Source organism: Proteus sp. G2626 (genome assembly GCF_009915985.1).
Taxonomy (GTDB): domain Bacteria; phylum Pseudomonadota; class Gammaproteobacteria; order Enterobacterales; family Enterobacteriaceae; genus Proteus; species Proteus vulgaris.
In genome coordinates, this window is record NZ_JAABNH010000027.1 from 610,954 (window position 1) to 623,135 (window position 12,182).

Consider the following 12,182-nt stretch of genomic DNA (forward strand, 5'->3'; position numbering starts at 1 on the left):
AATTAATTTATTTTCCTGTTATTTATAAAGCTCTTTTCTTATATTTATGAGCGTATTCTTTACAATTGAATGGTTAATTTCATCAGGTAGTGCACTTAATTGAAATGCTTTTTTTATATCTTTGATAAGCCTCTCACTACGCTCTAATAATTCATCATAACTAAATTTTCCCGCTTTAATCGCTAATAAATCATCTCTATTATCACACCAAACTTTTACTTTATTTTCTTGTGCAATACCTAATGCAACATACAATAGTCTAAATGTATGCATCATATTTTTACTATCGTAACTTCGCCCGTGATCGATGTTTTGCTGGTAACGTGCATCGTTACGCCGCTCAACCCACAGCCAATAATCATGATATTGCTTACGGTATGCGCTATAACCTTCTTTATTAAAGCTTAGATATCCTTGTACTTTAGCTTTTTTGGGGATGCTACTTAGTAAGACATCATTAGCAGTCTCTTTTTTCATTATACCTTGAAAAAGCGATATCTCGTCATAATACATCGCATATAAATCTTGGGCATGAGCTAATTTTGCTAACCCAATATACTCTTGTTTCCAGTGACGATTATCTAACCAAGAATTAACTTGTATTGTTTTTCCATCTTCAATCACATAACAAAAATCGAGAATATTTTTTAATTTTTTGTCGACCGGATTGACTATTTTTTTATTTAATCCTTGAGCTTTCTTAATTTGTCCTTGTGCATAGTGTACAAATGTTTGAACACATGTTTTAGATAAAAACCATTCAGGTTTTATTAATGACATTAAGGGATGCCGATAAATAACCATATGTTCTGGTGAATTAAGAAGTTCTAATATATTAGGATTAGATACACACAATAGTTCCACAAATCGCCCAAGCTCATAATAAACAATATCATTGGTTTCATTACTTACTTGTGGTGTATATTCCAATCCATAAAAGAGATCTTTTGGGAGATAAAACACCCCTTTGATATCTGTATCTGACGTTTCTGTCGCAAGATTATGTGAACGACTTCCAGCAATACTTTCAAATAAAAGGTAAGGTTTTATATCTTCAATGGTCAGTTTCATCTAATTTTTTCCTAAACCAATTATTTAAAATATCATTATCTGGAACTATTCTTTTTGCTAATTGAATATCCGTCTCTCGCCATAAAAAAATAACTAGGTGTTGCATCGCATCTGTTGGGACCCAAGTAAAATGTTCATCTTTATCTGATTTAAATTCTACTAATTCATGGATAGCTTTTTGTTCTTCTACGGATAGGATTTTTATCAATTTATTTAGCTCCATAGGTGGTATATCACCTGTTTTTACTGTCCAATAAGCCGACAGCAGAGAGCGTAATAGATAGAACCATTTCTTTAATTTTATAGGTTTTACATCAGCTTCATTTCTTGTTTTATTTTCTGGAGAATAGCCACTCACAACTTTAGCAATTCCTCTGTAATGATGAACAATTACTTTTGGTTGATAATAGAGTTTTGCTAACTCAAATAACTCTTTTTGAACATTAGGATATTGTTGATAAATTATTGGCGATTGGAGCCATTCTAATAATATACAGTTCGATTTTCGTAATAAGTGTAGTGCTTTGGTAATATCCCAAGCACCTACATCAAACCAACTATTTTCTATCCATTCGAAAGTTTCTTTAGGTTTATCGATAGAAAGATAAGCATTACGCGGACGTATAAAAATACCTCGGACATCGTAATCACTATCAGTTGATGCAAATCCCCAAGCTCGGCTTCCACTTTCAGCAACATAGAGTAGCTTTACCTGATACTCTTGCTCTATTTGTGGTATTTTTTTTAAAATCTCATTTTGCATGATGTCCTTATCTCCTTATTTGTGACTTTTTTCACTAATTTACATCTTAACGCTAATATTCTATGGTTATAACACAGACATAAGCCAATACAAACTTAGTCAAATTCTCATTTTCCCCATGTGTAATTAGGTGGTTTATAAATTAAAATGATAACCTCACAACAAGCACAAGATATCGTTCTTAATCATTGTCATTCAACTCCTTATGCTGAGCAATTTGTTATTTATTTTTGTGAGTTATCACCTAAACAAGATTTTTGGATAATCCGTTGTAACTCTGAAGGCTATGTTATTTATAATCAACTAGAACATTGTTATATTGGTGTAAATGCCTATTTAGTGGATACCTTTACGGGTAAAATTAATATTGTTAGTAGTGGAGAAAGTGTCGAAGATTTTCTACAAGAAATTTACGATACCCAAACTGCATGTGGTCAGTTTTATCTTCTTCGCCCTACTTTTTCCAAAGAAAATAAAATCTCATTACTTCATTTAAAACAATGGATAGGATGCGGATATATTGATGCTATAAATTTACTTACTATTAATAAAAATTGGTTTACTGGTAAGCGCCGTTATTTACAACATATACAAATATTATTAGATAAAAGGGATATTAAAACTGAGATTGTTTTAGCAGATAAAATCGACAACATAGTTGTTATTAATAACGGTACATGGTTTGAAGAAGATATTAAAAAAGAATTAAGAACAGTTATTGGTAACGGTATTTAATGATTTTTATTTTAATAAAAAATTATTAGAGCAACCATCTGAATAAAATCAGATTCATGATCTTAAAAAAGATAATTAAGTATTAATTTAAAACTTTATTAAATTTATTATTTATAAAAATAATCCTATCTCTAATGAATAGAAACATACAAAAAGCCACCAGTAACTTACTGATGGCTCTTGGTTTTTTAACCTTTATCAACTATTGCTGATAAACGGTATTTTATTCCCACTCAATCGTTGCTGGTGGTTTACCACTGATATCATACACAACACGGGAAATTCCGCCTACTTCATTGATAATACGGTTAGAAACACGTCCTAAGAAGTCATACGGTAAATGTGCCCAATGTGCCGTCATAAAGTCTACCGTCTCAACTGCGCGTAATGAAACGACCCAATCATATTTACGGCCATCACCCATTACACCGACTGAACGTACAGGTAAGAACACAGTAAACGCCTGACTGACCTTGTTATATAAATCAGCTTTATGCAGTTCTTCAATAAAAATAGCATCCGCTCGACGTAATAAATCACAGTACTCTTTTTTGATCTCACCTAATACACGAACCCCTAAACCTGGGCCTGGGAATGGATGACGATAAAGCATATCGTAAGGTAAACCTAACTCTAGGCCAATTTTACGAACTTCATCTTTAAATAGCTCTTTTAATGGCTCAACTAAACCCAATTTCATGTCATCAGGTAAGCCACCCACGTTATGATGTGATTTAATCACGTGTGCTTTACCCGTTGCAGATGCCGCGGATTCAATGACATCTGGGTAAATAGTACCTTGCGCTAACCATTTAACTTGTGGCTGTTTAACCGCTTCTTCATCGAAAATCTCAATAAAAGAATGACCAATTATTTTGCGTTTTTTCTCTGGATCACTTTCACCTTTCAGTGCAGCCAAGAAGCGATCTTCAGCTTCAACATGGATAATGTTAAGGTCAAACTTACCTTTAAACATTTCCATCACTTGTTCTGCTTCATTTAGACGCAGCAAACCATTATCAACAAATACGCAAGTTAAACGCTTGCCAATTGCTCGATTTAAGAGTAACGCGGTAACAGATGAATCAACACCACCTGATAACGCTAAAATAACGTGATCATCACCAATTTGCTCTTTCAAACGAGCAACGGTGTCTTCAATGATTGCAGCCGAAGTCCATAATGCATCACAACCACAGATATCTAAAACAAAACGTTTTAAAATAGCTAAGCCTTGGTGAGTATGTGTCACTTCTGGGTGGAATTGAACACCATAGAAACGTTTTTCTTCATTGGCCATAATTGCAAACGGGCAGGTTTCAGTGCTTGCGACTGTGACGAAATCTGAAGGGATAGCAGTTACTTTGTCGCCGTGGCTCATCCATACATCTAATAATGGTTTGCCATCTTCACTTACTGAGTCTTGAATATCGCGGAATAATGCACAGGTTTCACGGATCTCAACTTGTGAATAACCAAATTCACGCTCACCAGAAACTTCGACATCGCCACCTAATTGCATCGACATCGTTTGCATGCCATAACAAATGCCTAGTACTGGAACGCCTGCATTAAATACGTATTCTGGTGCACGAGGGCTGTCATCTTCTGTCGTACTTTCAGGACCACCAGACAAAATAATACCATTAGGATTAAATTCACGAATTTGCTCTTCGGTTACATCCCATGCCCAGAGTTCACAATAAACACCGATTTCACGAATACGACGAGCAATAAGCTGCGTATACTGTGAACCGAAATCAAGGATAAGAATGCGATGATTATGGATATTTGCTGTCATTTGTGGTGAATTCCAAAACAGATAAAGTCATAAAGTTGAAAGGCTTGCCCCGTATCAGTACAACAAGCCTTTCTCGGAATAAATTACATACCTAAGCGATAATTAGGTGATTCTTTTGTAATAGTAACATCATGAACATGGCTTTCCTGAATGCCCGCACCGCTGATGCGAACAAATTCAGCTTTAGTATTTAATTCTTTAATAGTTGCACAACCTGTTAAACCCATGCACGAACGTAAACCGCCCATTTGTTGGTGAACAATAGTTTTTAATAAACCTTTATAAGCAACACGACCTTCTATACCTTCTGGGACTAATTTGTCTGCTGCATTATCAGTTTGGAAATAACGGTCTGATGAACCTTTAGACATCGCGCCTAATGAACCCATGCCACGGTATGATTTATAAGAACGACCTTGGAATAGTTCGATTTCGCCTGGAGATTCTTCTGTGCCTGCAAACATTGAACCCACCATAACACAAGCCGCACCTGCTGCTAATGCTTTCGCGATATCACCAGAGAAACGAATACCACCATCAGCAATAACAGGAATATTGCGATCTTTCAGTGCTTCAACCGCATCAGCGATAGCCGTAATTTGTGGTACACCAACACCTGTTACGATACGTGTTGTACAAATTGAACCAGGGCCGATACCTACTTTAACTGCGCTAACACCAGCATCTGCCAGTGCTAAAGCACCTTCTGCTGTTGCAACATTACCACCAATAATAGGTAAGTTAGGATATAAAGCACGAGTATCACGAATACGTTGTAATACCCCTTCGGAATGGCCATGTGATGAGTCGATAAGTAAAACGTCAACACCTGCCGCAACTAATGCGGCCACACGCTCTTCATTACCTGCTCCCGCACCAACAGCAGCACCAACGCGTAAACGCCCATGTTCGTCTTTACAAGCATTAGGTTTACGTTCTGCTTTTTTAAAATCTTTTACTGTGATCATACCTTTCAGGTGAAAGTGATTATCAACCACTAACGCTTTTTCTACGCGTTTCTCATGCATTTTTTGCATAACGATATCGCGGGCTTCACCTTCTTGAACGGTTACTAAGCGATCTTTAGGTGTCATTACTGCAGTAACAGGTTGATCTAAATCAGTCACAAAACGAACATCACGACCAGTAATAATACCGACTAATTCGTTATCATTAGTGACAACAGGGTAACCTGCAAAGCCATTGCGTTCTGTCATTGCTTGAACTTCGCGTAAAGAAGTTTCTGGTGTTACGGTGATAGGATCAGTGACCACACCACTTTCATGTTTTTTCACACGACGAACTTCTTCAGCTTGGCGTTCGATTGACATGTTTTTGTGGATAAAGCCAATTCCACCTTCTTGAGCTAATGCGATAGCTAAAGGCGCTTCAGTCACAGTATCCATTGCAGCAGAAAGCATAGGAACATTTAGGCGGATAGTTTCAGTCAGTTGAGTTGATAAATCGGCAGTATTAGGAAGAACAGTGGAGTGTGCAGGAACTAACAAAACATCATCAAATGTAAGTGCTTCTTTTTTAATTCGTAACATAGCAATATCTCACCAAGGCGGCTTTTAGGAAATAGAAAATATTGCCGCGGAATTATACACACCGTAATCGGTTGCTTCTAGCTTTTTTTCAAAATTTTTATTGATCCTGCCACGAACTTAGGTAGTATCAATCAATTAAGTCTTTGTTTTAAAATTTGATCTGGCTCACATGACACTACCGATAAACAATAATATTTTTACTGTTAGCCGTCTAAATAAGACCGTTCGCCAGTTATTAGAAATGGAAATGGGTCGCATTTGGATCAGCGCTGAAATTTCCAATTTTACTCAACCCTCTTCTGGACACTGGTATTTTACGTTAAAAGATACTCATGCCCAAATTAGAGCGGCGATGTTTCGTGGTCAAAATAGCAAAGTAAATTTTCGTCCTCAACATGGTCAGCAAGTTTTAGTGCGTGCAACAATTACATTGTATGAACCACGAGGTGATTACCAATTGATTGTTGAAAGTATGCAACCTGCGGGTGACGGACTTTTACAACAACAATTTGAGCTGTTAAAACAGAAACTCAGCGCAGAAGGTTTATTTGATGCCATTCATAAAAAAACTCTGCCATCACCCGCCAAACAAATTGGTATTATCACGTCATCAACAGGTGCAGCACTACACGATATTTTAAATATTCTTCGTCGTCGTGATCCTTCTTTGCCTGTACTTATCTATCCAACCGCGGTGCAAGGTGCTGAAGCTCCTATGCAAATTGTTCATGCTATTGAACTGGCTAACCATCGTAAAGAGTGTGACGTTTTAATTGTCGGTCGTGGCGGTGGCTCATTAGAAGATCTCTGGGCATTTAATGATGAACGTGTTGCTCGTGCTATTTTTGCCAGCGAAATTCCTATTGTGAGTGCAGTTGGCCATGAGACCGACGTTACTATTGCCGATTTTATTGCCGACCTTAGGGCCCCAACGCCTTCTGCAGCTGCTGAGTTAATCAGTCGTAATAAACTTGAACTATTACGCCAATTGCAATCTCAACAACAACGCCTTGAAATGGCAATGGATTACTATTTAGCGAAAAAGCTTCGCGCAATAACACAACTCCATCATCGTTTACAACAACAGCACCCTCATTTGCGCCTTGCTCGTCAGCAAAATGTTTTAGCCTCAACACAACAGCGCTTAATTTCTAGTTTTCAGCGACTATTACAAACTAAGCAACATCAACAGGTACAATTACAAAAACGTCTTAATTACCAAGCACCTAACTCAAAAATTCAAGCATTACTTCGCCAACAACAGCTGTTGATCTACCGTATGCGAGAAAGTATTTCACAACAGCTATCTCGTCAACGTGAACAGTTTGCTATTAGCTGTTCTCGTTTAGAAAGCGTGAGCCCTCTCGCAACACTTTCTCGCGGTTACACTATTAGTGAGACAGCGTCTGGAGAAGTGCTGAAAAACACCAAACAAGTGAAAGTGGGCGATCCATTAAAAACACGTGTTGAAGATGGTTGGATCACCAGTGAAGTAGTGAAAAAACAAAAGATAAGAGCAAAACGCAAAACAACTGCTAAAAATAACGATTAAGTCAAATCAAGTGATTTAAGCTTTATATAAATATAAAAACGGCATCAAAATAATATTGGTGCCGATTTTTTATTATTTATGTTTTAAGATAATCATTACGTTATATTAAAAACGCACTTCCCCTGCAAAAAGATAACTTCTACCGCGAGCTGTTTGTGTATTAGCACTCGAATCTTGCATAATTGGTGATGAATTACTTCTATCAAGTGCATTAGAATAGTTTTTATTCATTAAGTTATGCACTGCAAATTTCAAAGAAATATTCTTATTAATTTTGTAATTACTATAAAGATCAATAACCGTTGGGATATTATCTTGTTGCACCATAGGGACTTTACCCGTATCAAAATCAACACCTTCAGGTGAAGATTTACGTGATTTTCCTGTGATTTGGATCACAGTACCTAGTTCTAATGACTGGTCATCAAAGAAGCGGACACCAGTATCAATAGAGGCATAATATTTAGGTAATTCAGAAGCAGGTGTTTGCCCAAAGTCTGTACTGGCTATCGAAGTTGGTTGAGATGTGCGCTGATCGCTATAAGAAAGGTTTGTGTAAAATACCCCTGCATCATAATTTGCTTGGAGTTCATAACCACGTAAAGTTACAGGTTCAAGGCTATTGGTGTAGAGGAAAATATTGCCATCATATTCAATTCCCGCGTAATCCTCATACGTTAAAGAACCGTCATTTTTACAACGTACACCACCTTTACAAACAAAATAAGAGTCACTAGAGATGTAATCTTTAATTTTTGTGTGATACCACAATCCTTTAAATCGTAAGCTGTCGCCTTCAATAATTAAATCTGGGCGGTAGCTATTGAAACCAATTTGAACGGTATCAGCTTTTTCACTTTTTAAAAATGGATTCATTGAAGCACCACCTTCATTAGCAAAGAAGATCTCTTGTGAAGTAGGTGCTCTCATTGTATGTGCATAGCTGATAAATGGCTGAAATTCAGGAATAATTTCAGCGAAAAGTAACATTCCAGGATCCCAATTTCTATCATGACGATTAACATTCATTTCGCCTTCTGGGAAACAGGCAGCAGTTGGATCACAAGCAGGTTTACGCCCTTTAATATGATAATCCACATAATTTAAATTAAGATCTAACGTATAAATATCGTATTCAAATTTCATTTGTGAGAAGAAACTGGTTAAATCATTTTTTCCTTGAGGTGCAAACGCATTATTTTCAACCATATTATTTGCTTGCCACGGATCCGTTGAAGGCGCAATAACACTACGTTTGTATTCTGTTGACATTAATTTAGAACCAAGTGTTAATGCCATATCCATTTCACCATAATTAAAACGACTGGTATTTTTAACAACAAGAGAATCAGAGATATTTTTTGCATTTGCATTACGTAAACTCATTAAAGAATCGCCTTCAAATTTTTGAGACGCTTGGCTGTGACTCAAACGAACTTCACTGTCAAAAAGATCATTTAATGGTGTATAGCGATATTTTGCATAATAATCTTTAGCATCAATTTTACGTCGATTAAAATTATTATTATAAAATCGACCACTTAATTCTAATTCATGAGTATCATTTGGTTTAATATTAATTTTTGCTAATTCTGAATGGGGTTTTTGATTAAAATGTTTATTAGTCGCAAATTCTTCACTATTAAAACCGGCACCATTTTTATAAGAAGATTCTATTTTGTGCCCACTTAATGCAATCATTGCACCAGCTGTACCATTATCATTAAATAATGAACGTTGTCCTGCAAAAGCGACCATACCGTTATAACCTAACCCATTAGTACCACCAGCTGCTTTACTTCTTACTCCCCATGAATTTCCTTTAAATAAAATATCTTCGATGCCAATAGTTTTAAAATTAGCGCTACCTGCTAAGGCATTGATACTATTTTCACCATCTTGTTGACCTCGAGAAATATCAACTTGAACAATAAAGTTTGGATCAAGCATACTATTAAATTGATTATATGGCTGGCCACCATGACTAATTTGGCTAGGGGATGTGCTATATGTTGTTTGCGTAACACCATCTACCATCATATTAACACGCCCAAAACCACTAAGTCCGCGAATATTAACACTCACACCGGGTTGGCTTACATCCATTTGAGTATACGTGCCCGGCGTTGCTCGTAATGCTTGTTCAACAGATTCAAGATTATTAATTTCGCCAATAGAACTATAAGCACCCGGTTTTCCCAATGCTTTTTGTTCTGGTGTCTCTTTTTGTGCTGATGAAACTTTTAAGCTACTAAATTGAACCGCTTTATCAGTTTCTGATGCGATGGCAAGATGATTAACACCCGAAAATAAAATAAGAGTGCTAAGTATTTTCCTTGTAAATTTCATAATAAACCTATTCTTTATTTTTATTTAAATAGGCTCACGCTGCTTTATATAAAATAATTAAACTAGAAAATATTATTATTGTTATATTCGTTTTAAATAATAGCGCTGTCTCTCTTAAAGAGAGACAGGCTAATTTTATTAAACTTATTTATTATTACAATTTATTCTATTTTATATTTTGAGCTTTAAAATAGACTTCAGGTTGTTCTAACATCAGAATAAAGGCATATTCTTTTGCAGTATCGCGTAAGCGATTAAAACGTCCTGATTTACCACCATGCCCTGCACTCATATTAGTATCAAGTAATAGTAGGTTATTATCTGTTTTTAATTCACGTAATTTAGCAACCCATTTTGCAGGCTCCCAATATTGCACTTGTGAATCATGTAATCCTGTTGTGACGAGTAAATGAGGATAAGCTTTAGCAACGACATTGTCGTATGGACTATATGATTTTAGGCGGAAATAAACGTCTTTATCCGCAGGATTTCCCCATTCTTCATATTCCCCTGTTGTTAACGGAATTGAAGCATCGAGCATGGTTGTCAAAACATCAACAAATGGAACTTGAGATACCACACCACGGTATAACTCAGGTGCCATATTCACAACGGCGCCCATCAATAATCCACCCGCGCTCCCTCCCATGGCATAAACGTGTTTAGGTGCTCCATAACCTTCGGCAATTAGATATTTAGTGGCATCAATAAAGTCTGTAAAAGTATTAACTTTATGTTCCATTTTTCCTTGGTTATACCAACGCTTACCTAATTCCCCGCCTCCACGCACATGCACAAGTGCATAGACAAACCCTCTGTCTAATAAACTTAAGCGAGGTGAGCTAAATGAAGGATCAATGCTACTCCCATAAGAGCCATAACCATAAATTAAGATAGGATTTTCACCTTTCTTAAATAAGTCTTTGCGATAAACCAATGACACTGGAACTTCAACACCGTCTTGTGCTTTTACCCAGATACGTTCACTTTCATATAAATCACGTTCAAAACCTTTTACTTCTTGCTGTTTAAGCAATTGCTTTTGATGCGTTTGCATATTCCATTGGTAAGTTGAAGAAGGCGTTGTCATGGACGTATAACCAAAACGAAGCTCTTCACTATCTGCTTGAGGATTAAATCCTAACCATGCCATATAAACAGGATCGTCAAACGTGACATTGGTTGATTGACCTGTTTTCCAATCAATTTGACGCAATGACACTAAACCTTGTTTTCTTTCTTCCACAACCAACCAGCGATTAAAGAGATCAAAACCTTCTAAATCAACCTCTTTTTGTGGTGCAATGACGGTTTCCCAAGGCTTATCAATGGAGGATGTTTTATAAAGACCAAATAATTCACTTTCATGATTCGAACGAATATAGAACTCGCCATTAAAATGATCGATATCATATTCACGTCCTTCTTGACGTGCAGAAAAGATAACCATGGGTTTTTCTGGTGCATTAGCGTCAATTAAACGAGATTCTGAGGTGGTTGAACTTTCAATAGAGACCAAAATATAGTCTTCAGATTTACTTTTACCCATCCAGGTATAAAAGCGATCGTCATTTTCTTCGAAGATTTTGACATCTTGCTTACGATCAGTGCCATATTGATGGCGATAGATTTGATAAGGTAGTAGCGTTTGCGGATCTTTATCCACATAAAAGAGTGTTTTACTATCATTTGCCCATACTAAGTTTGCTGAAATATTGGTTAACACATTCTCTTCCCATGTGTTATCCGATAAATCTTTATAGGCAACATTGTAGTTTCTGCGCCCTTCTTTATCTTCTGCAATGGCAATGCGTTTGTTATCTGGGCTAATGGTCAAATCACCTAATTGATAGAACTCATGCCCTTTGGCACGTTCGTTTCCATCAACAAGAACTTCCCATTCACCTTCACTATTCACTGGTTTACGCTGATAAATAGGGAAATCTTTACCTTCTTGATAAATTGTACGATAAGTATAGCCATTATAAATATAAGGCACTGACTCATCGTTTTGAGCCATACGGCTAACCATCTCATTGAAGAGTGTTTCTTCAAGAGCTTTACCTTCTTTCATCACTGATTCGGTATAAGCATTTTCAGCATTCAGATAATCAAGCACTTTAGGATCTTTGCGTGAATCATCTCGTAGCCAATAATAATTATCGGTACGTGTATCTCCATGATCTGTCATCACATGAGGTACTTTATTCGCTTTTGGTGGCATCACTAGGGAGTCCTTCTGATTTTGAGCCAATGCAGGTGTTGCTGAAATTAACAATGCCATAATCGCACTCGTTAATTTCAACGTCATCCGTTTTTTTGTTGCGATTAACATAACGTTTTATTTCCTTTTAACCTGTC

General features: G+C 36.6%; 8 protein-coding genes. 2 read left to right on the forward strand and 6 right to left on the reverse strand.

Features of this window, described 5'->3' with window-relative positions; all coding sequences use genetic code 11:
* Positions 1-18: 18 nt before the first annotated feature.
* Positions 19-1,071 carry a DNA polymerase beta superfamily protein gene (locus tag GWJ05_RS15325; RefSeq protein ID WP_161681481.1) on the reverse strand — a complete coding sequence of 351 codons (1,053 nt, stop codon included), beginning with the start codon at positions 1,069-1,071 and terminating at the stop codon, positions 19-21.
* Positions 1,055-1,834, reverse strand: coding sequence for a nucleotidyltransferase domain-containing protein (locus GWJ05_RS15330; protein ID WP_087802244.1), 780 nt, complete (start codon positions 1,832-1,834; stop codon positions 1,055-1,057). Before GWJ05_RS15330 ends, GWJ05_RS15325 begins: the two co-directional genes overlap by 17 nt.
* A gap of 147 nt (positions 1,835-1,981) precedes the next feature.
* Here GWJ05_RS15330 and GWJ05_RS15335 point away from each other — a divergent pair, with 147 nt between their 5' ends.
* Positions 1,982-2,569 carry a hypothetical protein gene (locus GWJ05_RS15335; RefSeq protein WP_052038484.1) on the forward strand — a complete coding sequence of 196 codons (588 nt, stop codon included), beginning with the start codon at positions 1,982-1,984 and terminating at the stop codon, positions 2,567-2,569.
* A gap of 223 nt (positions 2,570-2,792) precedes the next feature.
* Here the strand turns inward: GWJ05_RS15335 and guaA are convergent, their stop codons facing one another.
* Both guaA and guaB read right to left on the reverse strand, forming a co-directional pair.
* Positions 2,793-4,370, reverse strand: a complete 1,578-nt coding sequence (gene guaA, locus GWJ05_RS15340) for a glutamine-hydrolyzing GMP synthase (protein ID WP_036936123.1) — start codon at positions 4,368-4,370, stop codon at positions 2,793-2,795.
* Positions 4,371-4,453: 83 nt separating this feature from the next.
* Positions 4,454-5,920 (reverse strand): IMP dehydrogenase, encoded by a 1,467-nt coding sequence (gene guaB / locus GWJ05_RS15345; RefSeq protein ID WP_036936121.1) that lies wholly within the window; start codon positions 5,918-5,920, stop codon positions 4,454-4,456.
* A gap of 169 nt (positions 5,921-6,089) precedes the next feature.
* Here guaB and xseA point away from each other — a divergent pair, with 169 nt between their 5' ends.
* Positions 6,090-7,472 carry an exodeoxyribonuclease VII large subunit gene (xseA, locus tag GWJ05_RS15350; RefSeq protein WP_103004676.1) on the forward strand — a complete coding sequence of 461 codons (1,383 nt, stop codon included), beginning with the start codon at positions 6,090-6,092 and terminating at the stop codon, positions 7,470-7,472.
* Between the two features lie 105 nt (positions 7,473-7,577).
* Here the strand turns inward: xseA and GWJ05_RS15355 are convergent, their stop codons facing one another.
* Together GWJ05_RS15355 and GWJ05_RS15360 are read right to left on the reverse strand one after the other, a co-directional pair.
* Positions 7,578-9,821 (reverse strand): TonB-dependent receptor, encoded by a 2,244-nt coding sequence (locus GWJ05_RS15355; RefSeq protein WP_161681482.1) that lies wholly within the window; start codon positions 9,819-9,821, stop codon positions 7,578-7,580.
* Between the two features lie 166 nt (positions 9,822-9,987).
* On the reverse strand, positions 9,988-12,156 hold the full coding sequence (locus GWJ05_RS15360) for a S9 family peptidase (RefSeq protein WP_082239457.1): 2,169 nt from the start codon (positions 12,154-12,156) through the stop codon (positions 9,988-9,990).
* Between the last annotated feature and the right edge of the window lie 26 nt (positions 12,157-12,182).

What these genes read in the sequence shown, in the direction of transcription:
- guaA (WP_036936123.1), bottom strand. Translation starts at nt 4,370, where the DNA reads ATGACAGCAAATATCCATAATCATCGCATTCTTATCCTTGATTTCGGT.
- xseA (WP_103004676.1), top strand. Translation starts at nt 6,090, where the DNA reads ATGACACTACCGATAAACAATAATATTTTTACTGTTAGCCGTCTAAAT.
- GWJ05_RS15360 (WP_082239457.1), bottom strand. Translation starts at nt 12,156, where the DNA reads ATGTTAATCGCAACAAAAAAACGGATGACGTTGAAATTAACGAGTGCG.
- GWJ05_RS15335 (WP_052038484.1), top strand. Translation starts at nt 1,982, where the DNA reads ATGATAACCTCACAACAAGCACAAGATATCGTTCTTAATCATTGTCAT.
- GWJ05_RS15355 (WP_161681482.1), bottom strand. Translation starts at nt 9,821, where the DNA reads ATGAAATTTACAAGGAAAATACTTAGCACTCTTATTTTATTTTCGGGT.
- guaB (WP_036936121.1), bottom strand. Translation starts at nt 5,920, where the DNA reads ATGTTACGAATTAAAAAAGAAGCACTTACATTTGATGATGTTTTGTTA.
- GWJ05_RS15330 (WP_087802244.1), bottom strand. Translation starts at nt 1,834, where the DNA reads ATGCAAAATGAGATTTTAAAAAAAATACCACAAATAGAGCAAGAGTAT.
- GWJ05_RS15325 (WP_161681481.1), bottom strand. Translation starts at nt 1,071, where the DNA reads ATGAAACTGACCATTGAAGATATAAAACCTTACCTTTTATTTGAAAGT.